Annotated in this window: 14 protein-coding genes; 11 read left to right on the forward strand and 3 right to left on the reverse strand. The window is 70.4% G+C overall.

What is annotated here, in order from left to right; all coding sequences use genetic code 11:
- Position 1: 1 nt before the first annotated feature.
- Positions 2 to 2,041, reverse strand: a complete 2,040-nt coding sequence (locus SLUN_RS03615; RefSeq protein ID WP_108154500.1) for a bifunctional aldolase/short-chain dehydrogenase — start codon at positions 2,039 to 2,041, stop codon at positions 2 to 4.
- Between the two features lie 5 nt (positions 2,042 to 2,046).
- Positions 2,047 to 3,216, reverse strand: a complete 1,170-nt coding sequence (gene rhaI, locus SLUN_RS03620) for an L-rhamnose isomerase (protein WP_108154502.1) — start codon at positions 3,214 to 3,216, stop codon at positions 2,047 to 2,049.
- 252 nt (positions 3,217 to 3,468) lie between these two features.
- On the opposite strand from rhaI, the gene SLUN_RS03625 reads away from it, so the two are divergent.
- The 6 genes from SLUN_RS03625 to SLUN_RS03650 all read left to right on the forward strand — a co-directional run bounded on the left by SLUN_RS03625 (position 3,469) and on the right by SLUN_RS03650 (position 12,637).
- Positions 3,469 to 5,022: a sugar ABC transporter ATP-binding protein gene (locus SLUN_RS03625; RefSeq protein ID WP_108147119.1), complete on the forward strand. Its 1,554-nt coding sequence runs from the start codon at positions 3,469 to 3,471 to the stop codon at positions 5,020 to 5,022.
- Entirely contained in the window at positions 5,019 to 6,056 is a 1,038-nt protein-coding gene (locus tag SLUN_RS03630) for an ABC transporter permease (protein ID WP_108147120.1), read from the forward strand. Before SLUN_RS03625 ends, SLUN_RS03630 begins: the two co-directional genes overlap by 4 nt.
- Positions 6,053 to 7,042, forward strand: a complete 990-nt coding sequence (locus SLUN_RS03635) for an ABC transporter permease (protein ID WP_108147121.1) — start codon at positions 6,053 to 6,055, stop codon at positions 7,040 to 7,042. The genes SLUN_RS03630 and SLUN_RS03635 overlap by 4 nt, the downstream gene beginning before the upstream one ends.
- A gap of 38 nt (positions 7,043 to 7,080) precedes the next feature.
- Complete coding sequence (rhaS, locus tag SLUN_RS03640; RefSeq protein WP_108147122.1) at positions 7,081 to 8,160, forward strand: rhamnose ABC transporter substrate-binding protein; 1,080 nt, start codon at positions 7,081 to 7,083, stop codon at positions 8,158 to 8,160.
- Positions 8,161 to 8,212: 52 nt separating this feature from the next.
- Positions 8,213 to 9,247, forward strand: a complete 1,035-nt coding sequence (locus tag SLUN_RS03645) for a LacI family DNA-binding transcriptional regulator (RefSeq protein WP_175257434.1) — start codon at positions 8,213 to 8,215, stop codon at positions 9,245 to 9,247.
- A 138-nt stretch (positions 9,248 to 9,385) separates the two neighbouring features.
- The gene (locus tag SLUN_RS03650) at positions 9,386 to 12,637 is read left to right on the forward strand and encodes a family 78 glycoside hydrolase catalytic domain (protein WP_108147123.1); all 3,252 of its coding nucleotides are present in this window, start codon (positions 9,386 to 9,388) and stop codon (positions 12,635 to 12,637) included.
- 110 nt (positions 12,638 to 12,747) lie between these two features.
- On the opposite strand, the gene SLUN_RS03655 is transcribed toward SLUN_RS03650, so the two are convergent.
- The gene (locus SLUN_RS03655) at positions 12,748 to 13,488 is read right to left on the reverse strand and encodes a class E sortase (protein ID WP_108147124.1); all 741 of its coding nucleotides are present in this window, start codon (positions 13,486 to 13,488) and stop codon (positions 12,748 to 12,750) included.
- Between the two features lie 225 nt (positions 13,489 to 13,713).
- Between SLUN_RS03655 and dhaK the strand changes: the two genes are divergently transcribed.
- From dhaK to SLUN_RS03680, 5 genes are all read left to right on the forward strand, one after another.
- Complete coding sequence (gene dhaK / locus SLUN_RS03660; protein WP_108147125.1) at positions 13,714 to 14,706, forward strand: dihydroxyacetone kinase subunit DhaK; 993 nt, start codon at positions 13,714 to 13,716, stop codon at positions 14,704 to 14,706.
- 35 nt (positions 14,707 to 14,741) lie between these two features.
- Entirely contained in the window at positions 14,742 to 15,347 is a 606-nt protein-coding gene (gene dhaL / locus SLUN_RS03665; RefSeq protein WP_179955285.1) for a dihydroxyacetone kinase subunit DhaL, read from the forward strand.
- Positions 15,344 to 15,754 carry a dihydroxyacetone kinase phosphoryl donor subunit DhaM gene (gene dhaM / locus SLUN_RS03670; RefSeq protein WP_108147127.1) on the forward strand — a complete coding sequence of 137 codons (411 nt, stop codon included), beginning with the start codon at positions 15,344 to 15,346 and terminating at the stop codon, positions 15,752 to 15,754. Before dhaL ends, dhaM begins: the two co-directional genes overlap by 4 nt.
- A 106-nt stretch (positions 15,755 to 15,860) precedes the next feature.
- On the forward strand, positions 15,861 to 16,031 hold the full coding sequence (gene rpmF / locus SLUN_RS03675; RefSeq protein WP_108147128.1) for a 50S ribosomal protein L32: 171 nt from the start codon (positions 15,861 to 15,863) through the stop codon (positions 16,029 to 16,031).
- 5 nt (positions 16,032 to 16,036) lie between these two features.
- On the forward strand, positions 16,037 to 17,245 hold the full coding sequence (locus SLUN_RS03680) for a GTP-binding protein (protein ID WP_108147129.1): 1,209 nt from the start codon (positions 16,037 to 16,039) through the stop codon (positions 17,243 to 17,245).
- Positions 17,246 to 17,396: the final 151 nt, after the last annotated feature.

Here is a 17,396-nt window from a genome sequence, read left to right on the forward strand (position 1 = left end):
CTCAGCGGAGGAAGGCTGCCGCGACACCGGCGTCCACCGGAATGTGCAGCCCGGTGGTGTGCGAGAGATCGCCGCCGGTCAGCGCGAAGACGGCGTTGGCGACATGCTCGGGGAGCACCTCGCGCTTGAGGAGGGTGCGCTGGGCGTAGAACTCGCCGAGCCGCTCCTCCTCGACGCCGTACACGGCGGCCCGCTGGGCGCCCCAGCCGCCCGCGAAGATGCCCGAGCCGCGTACGACACCGTCCGGGTTCACACCGTTGACACGGATTCCGTGCTCACCCAACTCGGCTGCCAGCAGCCGCACTTGATGGGCCTGGTCGGCCTTGGTGGCTCCGTACGCGATGTTGTTGGGGCCGGCGAAGACACCGTTCTTGGAGGCGATGTAGACGATGTCGCCCCCCAGCCCCTGGGCGGTCATGGTGCGCGCTGCCTCGCGCGAGACCAGGAAGGAGCCGCGCGCCATGATGTCGTGCTGCAGGTCCCAGTCCTGCGCCGAGGTTTCGAGCAGCGGCTTGGAGATGGAGATCCCGGCGTTGTTCACCACCAGGTCCACGCCGCCGAAGGCGAGTTGGGCGGCGGCGAACGCGTCCGCGATCTGCTGCTCGCTCGTCACATCCACGGTTACGGCGACCGCGCGGTCGGGTCCCCCGAGCTCGTCGGCGACGACCGCCGCGCTCTGCGCGGAGCGGTCGGCGACCACGACGCAGGCACCCTCGGCGACCAGCCGGTGCGCGATGGCCCGGCCGATACCGGAGCCCGCGCCCGTGACGAGCGCGACGCGCGTCGCGAGCGCCTTGGGCTTCGGCATCCGACGGAGTTTGGCCTCCTCCAACTCCCAGTACTCGATGCGGAACTTCTCGGACTCCTCGATCGGCGCGTACGAGGAGACGGCCTCGGAGCCACGCATCACGTTGATCGCGTTGACGTAGAACTCCCCCGCGACCCGCGCGGTCTGCTTGTCCTTGCCGAAGGAGAACATGCCGACGCCGGGCACCAGGACTATCGCCGGGTCGGCGCCGCGCATGGCCGGGGAGTGGGCATCGGCATGCCTCTCGTAGTACGCGCCGTACTCCTCCCGATAGGAGGTGTGCAGCTCCTTCAGGCGGGCGATCGCCTCGGCCGTCCCGGCGCCCGCCGGCAGGTCGAGCACCAGCGGCCGGATCTTCGTACGCAGGAAGTGGTCGGGACACGAGGTGCCGAGCGCCGCCAGCCGCGGATGCCCGGCCCGGGAAAGGAAGTCCAGGACCTCGTCGGAATCGGTGAAGTGGCCCACCTGCGGCCGGTCGGTGGAGGCGAGGCCCCTGATCGCCGGCGCGAGTGCGGCGGCGCGGGCGAGCCTCTCGGCGTCCGGCAGCGGCTCGTACCCGTCGAGGACCGGGCCGAAGGGCTCGGGCCTGCCGCGCTCGGCCAGGAACGCCTCGGCGGTGCGGATGATGTGCAGTGAGTTGCGCTCGCACTCCTCGGAGGTCGCGCCCCATGCGGTGATGCCGTGGCCGCCCAGCACACAGCCGAGCGCCTCGGGATGGGCCTTCTTCACGGCGGCGATGTCCAGCCCCAGCTGGAAGCCGGGCCGCCGCCACGGCACCCACACCACCCGGTCGCCGAAGCACTCCTTGGTGAGGGCCTGGCCGTCGGCCGCGCAGGCGAGCGCGATGCCGGAGTCGGGGTGGAGATGGTCGACGTGCGCGGCGTCGACGAGGCCGTGCATCGCGGTGTCGATGGAGGGCGCGGCCCCGCCCTTGCCGTGCAGGCAGTAGTCGAATGCGGCGATCATCTCGTCCTCACGCTCAACGCCCGGGTAGACGGCCGCGAGCGCGCGCAGCCGGTCCAGTCGCAGGGCGGCGAGACCGCCGGCGTCAAGCGTGCCGAGGTCGCCGCCGGAGCCCTTGACCCACATCAGCTCGACGTCCGTGCCGGTGACCGGGTCGGTGGCGGTGCCCTTGGCCGAGGTATTGCCCCCGGCGTAGTTGGTGTTGCGCGGGTCGGCGCCGAGCCGGTGCGAGCGCTCCAGCAGCGCCTCCGCCGTCGGGTGTTCCGCCATGCCGTTCACGCTCCCCATCCGGCCTGGGTGCCGCCCACGCGCTCGTCGATGATCTTCTGGCCCCAGCCTGACCTGTGGTACGCGGCGACCGGGTCGGGATCGATTCCGAGCTCCTCGCGCACCTCACCGAGCAGGGGGCGTACGTCGGTGTTGTACGCGTCCATCAGAACGGCGTTGGCCGCGAGGACATCGCCGGTCTGTTGAGCCGCCGACAGCGCGGCACGGTCGACGAGCAGCGCCTTGGCCGTGGCCTCCTGGACATTCATCACGGAGCGGATGATCGCCGGGATCTTCGCCTCGATGTTGTGGCACTGGTCGAGCATGAAGGCGACGCCGGGCGTGAGGCCGCCGCCGCGGATCACCTCGTACATGATCCGGAACAGCTGGAAGGGATCGGCGGCACCGGCCATGAGGTCGTCGTCCGCGTAGAAGCGGGAGTTGAAGTCGAAGCCGCCGAGCTTCCCCTCGCGCAGCAGGAGCGCCACGATGAACTCGATGTTGGTGCCGGGCGCGTGATGGCCCGTGTCCACCACGACCTGGGCCTTCTCGCCCAGCCTGAGGCAGTGCGCGTAGGCCGTGCCCCAGTCCGGTACGTCCATGGTGTAGAAGGCGGGCTCGAAGAGCTTGTACTCCACGAGCATCCGCTGGTCGTCCCCGAGCCGTTCGTACACCGCCGCGAGCGCGTCGCAGAGCCGGTCCTGGCGTGCGCGGATGTCGTCCTGGCCGGGGTAGTTGGTGCCGTCCGAGAACCACAGTTTGAGATCGCGCGAGCCGGTGGCGTCCATGATGTCGACGCACTCCAGCAGATGGTCCAGGGCCTTGCGGCGGACCCGGGCCTCGGGATGACACACGCTGCCGAGCCTGTAGTCGTCGTCCTGGAACACATTGGCGTTGATCGCGCCGAGGCGCAGTCCGCGCTCCCCGGCGTATGCCGCCAGGGCCGCGTAGTCGTCGGTCCTGTCCCAGGGAATGTGCAGGGCGACAGTGGGAGCCGCTCCGGTGTGGCGGTGCACCTGGGCAGCGTCGTCCAGTTTCTCCTGCGGGGTGCGGGGAACGCCGCGCTGGGCGAAGACCTTGAACCGGGTGCCCGAGTTCGCGTACGCCCAGGAGGCCGTCTCGACGGCCTGGGCCCTGAGGTCGGCCTTGACAGCCTGGACGTTGGTTCCGCTCAGCATGGTCAGCACTCCCGTACGGCAGGCACGGCCGTGAATCGATTCATCACAGGGAAGCTAGAGAGCCCGCAGAGGGGTGTCAAGGGGTCAAGTAACGGAATTCCCAGCAGGTTTGGCGCCCCGGCGACATGGCAGAACTCGGGAGCGCAGACCCATTGACGGCGCCCGGTCGGCGCGTCTAGCTTCCGTGAAACTCAACTGAAACCTTTCACGGCGTCAGAGGCCGTCGGCCCCACAGACGCTGAGGAGTCCCCCATGAACCAGTCCGATACGGGCCCGGCCCCCGTACTGGCGCTGACGGACATCTCCAAGTCCTTCGGTGCCGTACGGGCCCTGCAGGACGTCTCGCTGAGTCTTCTCCCCGGTGAAGTGCACGGTCTCGCCGGGGAGAACGGGGCGGGCAAGTCGACACTCATCAAGATCCTCGCCGGAGTGCACCGCCCGGATTCCGGCACGGTGCTTCTCGACGGCACCCCGGTCGGCTTCCACGGGCCGGCCGACGCCCGGGACGCCGGCGTCGCCGTGATCTACCAGGAGCCCACACTCTTCCCCGACCTGACGATCTCCGAGAACATCTTCATGGGCCGTCAGCCGCTCGGCGCGCTGCGCCGCATCGACCGCCGCGCCGTCCATGAAGCAACCGCCGCCCTGATGAACCGACTCGGCGTCGAGCTCGACCCGGAGCGGCCCGCCCGCGGCCTCTCCATCGCCGACCAGCAGATCGTCGAGATCGCCAAAGCGCTGTCCTTCGACGCCCGCGTCCTGATCATGGACGAGCCCACCGCCGCGCTCACCGGTAACGAGACGGCGCGCCTCTTCTCCGTGGTCGAGACGCTGCGCGCGGAAGGCACCGCCGTCCTGTTCATCTCGCACCGCCTGGAGGAGATCTTCCAGCTCTGCCGACGCGTCACGACCTTGCGCGACGGGCGCCTGATCGCCACCGAACCACTGGACGGTCTGACCGAGGACGACCTGATACGGCGCATGGTCGGGCGCGATCTCGGCGAGCTGTACCCCAAGCAGGACACCACCGTCGGTGAGACGGCCCTGTCCGTGCAACGCCTCACCCGCGAAGGCGTCTTCCGCGACGTCTCCTTCGACGTACGCCGCGGAGAGATCGTCGCGCTGGCCGGTCTGGTCGGCGCCGGGCGCAGCGAAGTCGTCCAGGCGGTCTTCGGCGTCGACCGGGCGGACGCTGGAGAGGTGCGGGTCGCCGGACGGCGGCTGCCCGCCGGCTCGCCCACGGCCGCGATGGACGCCGGGATCGCACTGGTCCCCGAGGACCGCAGGCAGCGGGGCCTGGTGATGGAGATGTCTATCGAGCGCAATATCGCGCTCACCGGACTCGACCGGCTCGGCAGGGGCGGTCTGGTGCGGCGCGCGCTGGAACAGGCCCGCGCCGCCGACTGGGCGGTGCGGCTCCGGCTCAAGTACAACAAGCTGTCCGACTCGGTCGGTGTGCTCTCCGGCGGCAACCAGCAGAAGGTCGTGCTCGCCAAGTGGCTGGCCACCGACCCCGCCGTCCTCATCGTCGACGAGCCCACACGCGGGATCGACGTCGGTACGAAGGCCGAGGTCCACCGGCTGCTCTCCTCGCTCGCCGCCGACGGGCTCGCCGTGCTGATGGTCTCCTCCGACCTGCCCGAGGTACTCGGCATGGCGGACCGGATTCTCGTCATGCGCGAAGGCCGGCTCGTCGGTGAGATCGCCCGGGCCGATGCCACCGAGGAAACGGTCATGGCCGCCGCGACCGGCCTCGGCACCTCCCGGGCGCCGGCTCGGGGAGACAACGAAAAGAGCCCCGCATGACCACCGCGCTCGAGAAGCCGCCCACCGCGCAGGCGCAGCGCAGCCCCTCGGCCCGGTCACTCGCCGACACCGTGTTCCGGGCCCGGGAGCTCAGTATCGGCGGTGCGCTCCTCCTGCTGATCATCGCCACCTGGATCTCCAACCCCTCCTTCCTGGACGACCAGGGCGTCAAGGATCTGCTCCTCAACTCCTCGATCCTGGTGCTCCTCGCCGTCGGCCAGTCCGTCGTCGTCGTGACCCGCAACATCGACCTGTCGGTCGGCTCCGTCGTGGGTCTCACCGCCTTCGCCTGCGGCCACTTCGCCTCCGGAACGGACCACAGCGCCGTCACCGTGCTGCTGCTGGGAACCGGACTCGGCCTGGTGTGCGGGCTGGTCAGCGGCGCACTGGTCAGCTTCGGCCGCGTCCCGGCCCTCGTCGTCACCCTCGGCATGCTGTACGTCATCCAAGGAATCGACCACGCCTGGGCGCACGGCCGGCAGATCAACGCCGCCAACGTTCCCGACGGGGTGCTCTCGCTGGGCAGCGGCTCGGTCCTGGGCGTCCCCTGTCTGCCACTGATCTCCGCCGTCGTCCTCGCCGGCACGGCCTACTTCCTCCGTACCTACCGCAGCGGCCGGGAGCTCTACGCCATCGGCTCCAGTCCGGAGGCGGCCCGGCTCGCCGGTATCCCGATCCGCCGCCGCGTCCTGGCCGCGTACGCCTTCTCCGGAGCGGTCGCCGGCTTCGCGGGCGCTCTCTGGCTCGCCCGCTTCGGCACGGTGGTCGCCGACGCCGCCAACGGCTGGGAACTCACCGTCGTCAGTGCTGTCGTGGTCGGGGGCGTCGCCATCACCGGCGGCACCGGCTCCGTCTGGGGCGCGGCGCTCGGCGCGCTGCTGCTCACCACGATCGGCAGCGCCCTGGTCGTCCTGAAGGTGGACTCGTTCTGGCAGCAGGCCATCACCGGCGTGCTGCTGCTCCTGGCCATCACCACCGACCGCGTCGTCCAGGTGCGCACCACCAGCGCCCTGAGGAAGAAGAGCCGGCGATGAGCGCCCTCACGAAGTACCTCCGCTGGGACACGGCCGTGGGAATCCTGCTGATCGCGGTCTTCCTCGCCGGAACCGGCACCACCGAAGGCTTCTCCGACACCGCGAACCTCTCCGCGGCACTCGACGACACGGCGGAAATCGCCCTGATCGCACTGCCGATGACCCTGCTCGTCGTCGCGGGACAGGTCGACCTGTCCGTTGCCTCGATGCTCGGCCTGTCCAGCGCGCTGGCCGGGTCGCTGTGGGACGCGGGCTGGACCTTCGAACTCATCGTGCCGGTCTGCCTGTTGGCCGGTGCCCTCGGCGGGCTGCTCAACGGCTGGCTCGTCACCCGGATCGGGCTGCCCTCGCTCGCCGTCACCATCGGCACCCTCACCCTCTACCGGGGCCTGGCCTCCGTCGCCCTGGGCGACAAGGCGGTCGCCGACTTCCCCGAGGCGTACGCGAAGTGGGCGAGGTACACGGAGACGGTCCCCGGCACGTTCGTCCCGTACCCTGTCGCGCTGTTCGCCGTGCTGGCGGTCGTCGCCGCCGTCGTCCTGCACTGCACCGGCTTCGGGCGTTCCCTGTTCGCCATCGGCGCGCAGGAGGAGGCCGCCCACTTCGCGGGCATCCGGGTCAAGCGGATCAAGCTGGCCCTCTTCATGGTCTCCGGCCTGGTCGCCTCGTTCGCCGGGATCGTCTACACACTGCGCTACGGAAGCGCCCGCGCCGACAACGGCGTCGGCCTCGAACTGGTCGTCATCGCCTCGGTCCTGCTCGGCGGCATCGACTTCGACGGAGGCAGAGGCACCCTCGGCGGCGCGGTCGCCGGTGTGCTGCTGATCGGCCTCCTCAACAACCTGCTCACCCTCAACGATGTGTCCAACGAGATCCAGGTCATCGTCACCGGACTGCTGCTCGTCGCGTCCGTACTCACCCCGAGGGTCATCGCCACGCTCGGCGAACGCCGCCACCGGCACGCGGCCGCGGCACCGGCGAAATGACCCCGTGCCACCCTCCGGTCCTCCGAAAGGCATCCGCCATGCGTCTCCACTCCCGCGCCCGCATCGTCCCGGCCGCGGCCGCCGTCTGCGCCCTCGCCGTCGTACTCGCCGGCTGCTCGGGCACCACCAAGAACGACACGGCCGAAGCCACCACGCCGGGCGCTTCCGACGCCAAGGCCGATCCCAGTGCCCCGATCAAGAAGGGGCTGAAGATCGCGTTCCTTCCGAAGCAGATCAACAACCCCTACTTCACGATCCTCGACGGCTCCGGGATCGCGGCGGCCAAGGAACTGGGGGCCAGCGCCAAGGAAGTCGGCTCGTCCGACGCCAAGGCGTCCTCGCAGGTCTCGTACATCAACACCCTCGTCCAGCAGCGCCAGGACGCCATCCTGATCGCCGCCAACGACCCCAACGCGGTCTGCGGCGCGCTCAAGACGGCCAGACAGCAGAAGATCAAGATCGTCACATACGACTCGGACACCGGCAAGGACTGCCGCGACCTCTTCCTGAACCAGACGAGTTCGGAGCAGATCGGCCGCAGCCAGATCCAGAACATCGCCGAGCAGCTGGGCAACAAGGGTGAGATCGCGGTCCTGTCGGCCACTTCGAACGCGACCAATCAGAACACCTGGATCGAGTTCATGAAGGACGAGCTGAAGAAGCCCGCGTACAAGGACATGAAGCTGGTGAAGGTCGCGTACGGGGACGACGACGATCAGAAGTCCTTCCAGGAGACGCAGGGTCTGCTCAAGGCCTACCCCAACCTGAAGGGCATCATCTCGCCCACCACCGTCGGCATCGCGGCCGCCGCCCGCTACATCGGCGGCTCGTCGTACAAGGGAAAGGTCGTGCTCAACGGCCTGGGCACGCCCAACCAGATGCGCAAGTTCGTGAAGGACGGCACGGTCGAGCAGTTCTCCCTGTGGGACCCGAAGAAGCTGGGCCGCCTCGGCGCGTACGCCGCCGCCTCGCTCGCCTCCGGCCGGATCACCGGTGCGGAGGGGGAGAAGTTCACGGCCGGTGACCTCGGTGAGTACACCATCGGCAAGGACGGGGAGGTCATCCTCGGCCCGCCGACGGTCTTCGACAGGGGCAACATCGACGACTTCGACTTCTGATGGTCGGCGGTAGGGTGCTGACCTGGGTGGAGCTGGTGGAGGTCACGGCCTGATGGCGCAGTTGGTGGGTATCAAGGATGTCGCCCGCGAGGCCGGCGTGTCGGTCGGCACGGTCTCGAACGTCATCAACCGGCCCGAGTCGGTCGCCGAGGCGACCCGGTCGCGCGTCCTGTCCACCATCGACCGGCTGGGCTATGTACGCAGCGAGTCCGCGCGCCAGTTGCGGGCGGGCCACAGCCGCATCATCGCGCTGCTCGTCCTCGACATGGCCAACCCCTTCTTCGTGGATGTCGCGTCCGGCGCCGAGCGCGTGGCCCGCGAGGCAGGGCTCGGTGTGATGCTCTGCAACAGCGCGCAGAGCAGCGACGAGGAGGCCGAGTACCTGGGGCTGTTCAGCGAGCAGCGGGTGCGCGGAGTGCTCGTCACCCCGGCCGATACCACCGGCCGCAATCTGGAGGCCTTCCGGCGTCAGGACATTCCCTTCGTCCTGGTGGACCGGGTCGTGCCGAGCGGAGAGGCCTGTTCGGTGTCGGTCGACGACGTGGTCGGGGGCTCGCTCGCGGGACGCCATCTGCTGGACCAGGGCCATGACCGGATCGTGTACGTCAGCGGCCCGATGCAGCTCGCGCAGTGCCAGGACCGGCGTACGGGTGTCCTCCAGGCTCTCGGCGAGGCGGGGTTGCCGGAGGACCGGCTGCGGGTGCTGGAGGAGAAACGACTCGACGTGGCCGCCGGCCGGGACGCCGGTGCCCGGCTGCTGGGTATGTCGCCCCGCCCCACAGCGGTGTTCTGCGCCAACGACCTGCTGGCCCTGGGCGTCCTCCAGGCGCTGTTCGCGGCAGGGGTGAGCGTTCCTGACGAGATCGCCCTCGTCGGGTACGACGACATCGAGTTCGCCTCCGCCGCCGCCGTGCCGCTCACCTCCGTACGCCAGCCGGCCGCCCGGATGGGACGGCTTGCGGCCGAGCTGCTGATCGAGGAGACGGGCGAGAATGCGGCGGGCCACCGCCATCAGCGGATCGTCCTCCAGCCCGAGCTGGTCGTGAGGGGATCCTCCTTCGCCAAGTCCGCACGAAAGATCCGCTGAGCCGGGACGGCGAGGGATCAACTCCCGCCCCCTGCACACCTCTTGAAGCTCCCGTCGCCACGCACCTAAACTTTGCACATGGAATGAATCGTTTCAATCACCGCACCCCGCACTCCCCAACCACAGAGAGCGACGGTCATGAGCAGAAGCTGGAACCGCCGGGTCTTCCTGAGCGCCGCCGTCGTGACGGCGGCCGCCGGCGCGACGACGTACGCCACCGGGATCAGCGCCACGGCCGACACCCCGCGACCGCCCGGCCCGGGAGCCGGCCGGCTGCGCGTCGAGCGGACCACGGCCGAGTACGCGGAGAACCTCCTCGGCACCGACTCCGCCGCGCCCCACTTGAGCTGGGAACTCACGGCCGGCGGCCGCGGCGCGCGGCAGAGCGCGTACCAGGTGCGGGTCGCCACGGAACAGCACGCCCTGAGCCGTCGCCCGTTCTGGGACTCCGGCCGCGTCGTCTCCGACCGTACGGTCAACGTCCCCTACGCGGGCCCGCGGCTGCGCGACCGCACCCGCTACCACTGGCAGGTCCGGGTCTGGGACGAGCAGGGCCGCGCCTCGTCCTGGAGCGCCGTGCGCTGGTGGGAGACCGCGCTGCCCGCCGACGGCTGGCTGGCCCGCTGGATCGGCGCGGACGCGCCGCCGGCGCCGCCCGGCTTCGAGGGCACGTCGTGGATCTGGTCGCCGGGCACGACCACCGGCGGCGCCCCGGTCGGACCGCGCTGGTTCCGGGCCGCACTCGAGCTGCCGGCCGGGGCCGACGTCACCAAGGCGACGGTCACGGCCACCGCCGACGACGACTTCACGCTCCACCTCGACGGGCAGCAGGTCCTGCACCAGCCCGAGAGCACGGACAGCTGGCGCATCGGGCACTCGGCGGATGTCACCGCGCAGGTGCGCGCGGCGGGCCGACAGATCGTGCTGGCGGCGGTCGCCACCAACCGTGGCAGCGCCGCCAATCCGGCCGGGCTGCTCCTCCGCCTCGATGTGGAGACCGGCGACGGCAGGCACCAGCTCGTCACCGGCGAGGGGTGGCGGGCCAGCGACACCGAGCGGGAGGGCTGGCAGCGGCCCGACCACGACGACAGCTCCTGGCCCGCGGCGGCGGTTCTGGCGCCGTACGGTCAGGGACCGTGGGGCAAGGGCGTCAGCCTCGGCGTACCGGAACTGCCCGCGCCGCTGCTGCGCCGGGAGTTCACCGTACGCAAGCCCGTAACCCGCGCCCGCCTCTACATCGCCGGACTCGCCTACTACGACGCGGAGATCAACGGCAGGCGCGTCGGCCGTCAGGTCCTCGACCCCGGATTCACCGACTACGACGAGACGGTCCTGTACGCCGTCCACGATGTCACCGAACGGCTCGAGCGCGGGTTCAACGCCATCGGTGTCACCCTCGGCCGCGGCTTCTTCGGCATGACCACCCCGAATGTATGGAACTGGCACACTCCGCCGTGGCACGGTGAGCCGCGTCTCCTCGCCCAGCTGGAGATCGACCACCCCGACGGGACGCGTACGACCGTCGCCAGTGGCCCCGACTGGCGCATCACCGACGGGCCCACCCTCACCAACTCCCTCTACGCGGGAGAGACCTACGACGCCCGGCGCGCGCCGCGCTCCTGGACCAAGCCGGGCTTCAAGGACGGTGAGTGGCGGGCCGCCACCGTGCAGAGCGCGCCAAAGGGAGCCGTACGGGCGCAGCCGCACGACCCCATCGAGATCATCGAGACGATCCGCCCGACCGGCGTCAGCGAGCTGAGCCCCGGTGTCCACGTCGTCGACATGGGCCGCACGCTGGCCGGCTGGACCCGCCTCACCGTCGCCGCCGACGCCGGGACCACCGTCCGCCTGGTGCACGGCGAGAAGCTGAAGGACGACGGCAGCGTGCATGCCGAGACCGGCCATGTGCCGGGCCGCTTCCAGACCGACGAGTATGTCTGCGGGGGTGGCGGAGAGGAGACGTGGGAGCCCAAGTTCTCGTACAAGGGCTTCCGTTACGTCCAGATCAGCGGGCTGCCGCGGCGCCCCTCCCCGGAGCACGTCCTCGGCCGGGTCGTGCACACCAGGGTCGACGAGGTCAGTGAGTTCCGCTGCTCCGAGCCCTTCTACGAGCGGCTCGACAAGGCCATGCGGCGCACCGTGCTCAACAATCTGCACGGAATCCCGACCGACACCCCGATGTACGAGAAGAACGGCTGGACCGGCGACGCCCAGCTCGGGGCGCCGGTCATGGCGTATGCCTTCGGAGTGCACCGCTTTCTGTCCAAGTGGCTCGGCGACCTCGCGGACAGCCAGAACACCGACGGCCAGCTTCCGGTCATCGTCCCCAGCGGCGGCTGGGGCTACGGCGATCTGGGCCCCTCGCCGGAGTGGACGACCGTCTACCCCTTCCTGGTTCGCGAGATGTACCGCGTGTACGGCGACGACCGGGTCGCGCGGGAGCACTGGCCCACGCTCACCCGGTATCTCGACTGGGAGATCGCCCGGCTCAAGGACGGTCTCGCCGTCACTGCCCTGGGCGACTACCTGCCACCCGGCTACGGCGGCAACCCGCCCGAGGACACCCGGCTCACCGCCACCGCCTATCTGCACCGTGCCCTGGTGCACACGGCGGAGATGGCCGAGATCCTCGGCGAGAAGGCGACCGCCGACCGCTACCGCACGGCCGCCGAACAGCTCAAGTCCGCCTTCAACGCGGCCTTCCTCTCCCCCGAAGGGCACTACCGGACCGCCAAGGACCCCGGCTACCGGCAGACGAGCAACGCCATACCGCTCGCCTTCGGACTCGCGCCCGCGTCGGCCCGCGCGAGTGTCACCAAGAGCCTCCTGGACGACGTCGCCGCCCGTGGCAACCACCTCAACACCGGCGCGCTGGGCACCAGCGTGCTGTTCGCGGCGCTGACCGCCGAGGGACACCCGGACGTCGCCCACGCCATCGCCACCCAGCGGACGTACCCCAGCTGGGGCTACTGGTTCGACCACGGCGCCGACACCATGTGGGAGATGTGGCAGCTCGACTCACGCTCGCGCGACCACTACTTCCAGGGCACGGTGGTGCAGTGGCTGTACGAGAACGTGGCCGGTCTGCGCCCCGGTGACGCGGGTTACCGCACCTTCACCGTACGACCGGACGCCCGCACGGGCGTCGACTGGGCACGCACATCGATCCGTACGGTCCGGGGCCGGGCATCCGTGGACTGGGCGCACACCGGGACGGGTCTGCGCCTCGCGGTCGTGGTCCCGGTGGGCGCCGAGGCCGAGGTCCATGTGCCCGCGGCCCGGCAGCGCGATGTCGGCGTGCCGGACGGTGCGGAGTATGTGCGGTCCGAGCCCGGCCATGTCATCTACCGGGTAACGCACGGCAGTTGGGAGTTCACCGCGACCCTTTGACGGGGACACCGCGTCGTTGAGCGGCATGTTGTTGATGTCCTCGGCCTGGATGACGAGGAGGTCGGCCTCCCCGCTCGTATCTCCGCAGCCCATGAGCGGTCCGCAGCGGATCACGCGGTGTCGGGGGTCGGCCCCTTCCGCAGCACACCGATCTTGTCGATGCGGTGCTCCGGGTTCCCCCGGTCGTCCCGCCAGAAGTTCCCGGCCGCGTTGTCCTCCGGCGTCGCGCAGGTGGAGATCGTGATCATCGCCTTCGTGGGGCGCTCGCCGGGGTGGCCCGGGACCGGTGCCCGCTGCTCGGCGAGTGAGCGCTCCGAGCGGAAGGAAGTCGTTCTGGTCCCGGTGATCTCGTACTCGTAGACCGAACCGCCCGATGTGACGACAACCGTTTCACCCACCTTGAGGGACGGGAGGTCGCGCAGGGGTCCGCCGAAGGATATGCGGTGGGCCGTGACCAGGTAGTTGCCCACTTCGCCGGGACCGACGCCACCCTTGGGGCCGTACGGGCTGGCGGCGACGCCGCGATTCTGGATCCTCGTACCCGGCCAGTCGTCCGTCGTGCCTTCGTATGGGACGACGCGCAGGTCCTTGAGGCCGATCGACGGGATGGACAGCGTGGCGGGCTCGGTCCTCGGCGTGGCGGTCTTCTGCGGGGTCGGCGCGGCAACCGCGTCGGTGGCGGGCTCGTTCACCGTCGCCCTTGGCGTCTCCGGCGCGGCCGCCGCCGAGGTGGACGCCGCGGGAGGCCGGCCGTCGGGTGCTGGGCCGCCGCTTCCGCCACCGGAGCAGCCGGCGAGCACGACGAGCAGCGCTGCGGCGAGGGCAGCGGGAACAGAGCGTGACAAAACCATTGCAGTCCGGTTCGATAGCCGGTATCTGTCAGGCCATGGCGCATCGGCCGTGGCCACCTTGAGCGGAGGAACGACGAGAGTCGCTCAGATGTTCCCCGCCTGTTCTCGGCCGCTGGATCGATCCCCCGCGTGACCTGCCCGGCCATCCCTGCGGGACCGCCCATCGGCATAGAGTCAGGATCAGCCCACCAGGCTCCTGGGGCAACTTCTCATCAGGAGGAACTCATGAGGATGCTCATCAATGTCCCGGAGACGGTCGTCGCCGATGCCCTCCGCGGCATGGCGGCCGCCCACCCCGAGTTGTCCGTGGACGTGGAGAACCGGGTGATCGTACGGCGTGACGCGCCCGTCGCCGGGAAGGTGGCGCTGGTATCCGGGGGCGGGTCGGGGCACGAGCCGCTGCACGGCGGGTTCGTCGGGCCCGGAATGCTCTCCGCCGCCTGCCCCGGAGAGGTTTTCACCTCCCCCGTTCCGGATCAGATGGCACGGGCGGCCGCCGCCGTCGACAGCGGCGAGGGCGTGCTGTTCATCGTCAAGAACTACACGGGCGACGTCCTCAACTTCGACATGGCCGCCGAGCTCGCCGAGGACGAAGGGGTCCGCCTCGCCAAGGTCCTGGTCAACGACGATGTGGCGGTGACCGACAGCCTCTACACGGCGGGCCGGCGCGGCACCGGGGCGACCCTGTTCGTGGAGAAGATCGCCGGCGCGGCCGCCGAGGAGGGTGCGCCGCTGGAGCGGGTCGAGGCGATCGCCCGGCAGGTGAACCAGAACTCCCGGAGCTTCGGTGTCGCACTGAGCGCCGGCACCACCCCCGCGAAGGGCAGTCCGACCTTCGATCTTCCGTCGGGCGAGCTGGAGTTGGGCGTCGGCATCCATGGTGAGCCGGGGCGTGAGAGGCGCGCCATGATGACCTCGCGGGAGATCGCGGACTTCTCGGTCAACGCGGTGCTGGAGGATCTGCCGCCGACGGGCCCGGTGCTGGTGCTCGTCAACGGCATGGGGGCGACTCCGCTCCTCGAGCTGTACGGCTTCAACGCCGAGGTGCAGCGCGTACTCATCGAGCGGGGTGTGGCCGTGGCCCGTACCCTCGTCGGGAACTATGTGACCTCGCTCGACATGGCCGGCTGCTCGGTGACGCTCTGCCAGGTCGACGAGGAGCTGCTGCGACTGTGGGACGCGCCGGTGCAGACCGCCGCGCTCCGCTGGGGTCGCTGACCCGCCATGGAACCGACTCACCACAGGGAGTTCACGTGCTCGACGCCGACTTCTTCCGCCGCTGGCTGACGGCCGCGGCGGTCTGTGTGGACCGTGAGGCGGGCCGCCTCACGGAGCTGGACTCGGCGATCGGGGACGCCGACCACGGCAGCAATCTTCAGCGCGGTTTCGCGGCGGTGACGGCGGTCCTGGAGAAGGAGGCACCGCAGACGCCGGGGGCCGTACTCACCCTGGCGGGACGGCAGTTGATCTCCACGGTGGGCGGGGCCTCGGGTCCGCTGTACGGAACGCTGCTGCGACGTACGGGCAAGGCTCTCGGCGAGGACGCCGAGGTGACGCCCGGCCGGTTCGCCGAGGCGCTGCGCGCCGGCGTGGCCGCGGTGGCGCAGCTGGGCGGCGCCAAGGCCGGCGACAAGACGATGCTGGACGCGCTCGAGCCCGCGGTCGCGGCTCTCGGCGACACCACCGCGTCGTTCGCGGCCGCGAGCGAGGCGGCCGAGCGGGGCGCGCTGGCGACCGTGCCGATGCAGGCGCGGAAGGGCAGGGCGAGTTATCTGGGCGAGCGCAGCATCGGGCACCAGGATCCGGGCGCGACCTCCTCCGCTCTGCTGATCACCACACTGGCGGAGGTGTCGTCATGAGCGCGGGCAAGCTGGTCGGAATCGTGCTGGTCTCGCACAGCAAGGAGGTGGCCGAGTCCGTCGCCGAGCTGGCCACAGGGCTCGCGGGCGGCGGCACGACCGCGCCCGTCGGCTGTGCGGGCGGCACCCCGGACGGCGGCCTCGGCACCAGCGCGGAGCTGATCGCGGCGGCCACGGCCGCGGTGGACCAGGGTGCGGGGGTGGCGGTCCTCGTCGACCTGGGCAGCGCAGTGCTGACCGTGAAGGCGCTGCTGGCCGAGGGCGACGAACTCCCGGACGGCGCACGGCTGGTGGACGCGCCCTTCGTCGAGGGCGCTGTGGCGGCGGTGGTGACCGCGTCGGCGGGCGGTGACCTGGACGCGGTGCAGGCGGCGGCCACGGAGGCGTACGACTACCGGAAGGTGTGAGCCCGGCCGGGGGCTCCGACGGACACCGGCCGAGCCCAATTGTTAACGGGAACCATTTTCATGTAGCGTCCCGGGTGCATCGCCACCCCAGGAGGTTCCCGGTCCCATGGCCGTACCCAAGCGCAAGATGTCCCGCAGCAACACCCGCCACCGCCGCGCCCAGTGGAAGGCAACCACGCCCCAGCTGGTGAGCATCACCGTCGACGGCGTCCCGTACCAGGTTCCGCAGCGGCTCGTGAAGGCGTACGAGCGCGGTCTGCTGCACCCGGAGGGCTGACGGACATGACTGCCCCGACGAGCACGGCGGACCGCCGGCTTCCGGTGACCGTCCTCTCCGGATTCCTCGGCGCCGGCAAGACGACTGTGCTCAACCACGTCCTCGGCAATCGCGAGGGCCTGCGGGTCGCCGTGATCGTCAACGACATGAGCGAGGTCAATATCGACGCCGCGCTCGTACGCGGCGGCGATGCCGCTCTGTCGCGCACCGAGGAGCGGCTGGTCGAGATGACCAACGGGTGCATCTGCTGCACGCTCCGCGACGATCTGCTGGAAGAGGTCGACCGGCTGGCCCGCGAGGGCCGGTTCGACTACCTCCTCATCGAGTCCAGCGGCATCTCCGAGCCGATGCCCGTCGCCGCCACCTTCGCCTTCCCTCGCGACGACGGTGCGACGCTCGGCGATCTGGCCCGCCTCGACACCATGGTCACGGTGGTCGACGCGGCGAACTTCCTGCCCGAGCTGGCGGGCGGTGACGGGCTCGCCGAGCGCGGGCTCGACCAGTACGAGGACGACGAACGCACCGTCAGCGATCTGCTCATCGACCAGATCGAGTTCGCCGACGTCATCGTGGTCAACAAACTGGATCTAGTCGGGGAGGAGCAGGCCGCGCGGCTGCGGGCGGCGCTGACCCGGCTCAATCCCCTCGCCCGTATCGTGCCCGCGCGGCACGGCCGGGCGGCGACCACCGACATCCTCGGCACCGGCCGTTTCGATCTGGAGCGCGCCCAGCAGGCGCCCGGGTGGGTCATGGAACTCAACGGCGACCATGTGCCGGAGACGGAGGAGTACGGCATCTCCAGCACCGTCTTCCGCGCCGGCCGGCCCTTCCACCCGGGCCGGCTCTGGGAGTTCGTCACGGAGGGGCTCGACAACGGCGCGTACGGGCAGGTCCTGCGCTCGAAGGGCTTCTTCTCGCTGGCGGGGCGCGAACAGGTAACCGGTCTGTGGTCGCAGGCGGGCGCCGTCGCCCGATTCGAGCCCTCGGGCACGTCGGACGGGGAGAGCGGCCAGGGCCAGGAGCTGGTCTTCATCGGTACCGGGTTGCGTCCCGAGGCACTGCGTGCGGCACTCGACGCCTGTCTCCTCCGCGCGGACGAGAGGGGTCCGTGGCACGATCCGTTCCCCGCGTGGGACGTCCACGCCGTCGACGACGTCTGCGAGCACGAGCATGAGCGCGCGCACGATGATGCGACGTGCTCGAGTCGTCCGTGACGCTCTATTAGGACTGGGCCCTCGCACCTCCCTCACCCTTTTGGAGTTGCGCGGGCGGCGGATCGCCGGGGCGCCCGGCCATACCGTGTGACCTGGCACGACCGGGACGACCCCCGCGGCAGACGGCGGTGACACGCCGGGGCCGCCCGGT

The organism is Streptomyces lunaelactis, assembly GCF_003054555.1.
Classification (GTDB): domain Bacteria; phylum Actinomycetota; class Actinomycetes; order Streptomycetales; family Streptomycetaceae; genus Streptomyces; species Streptomyces lunaelactis.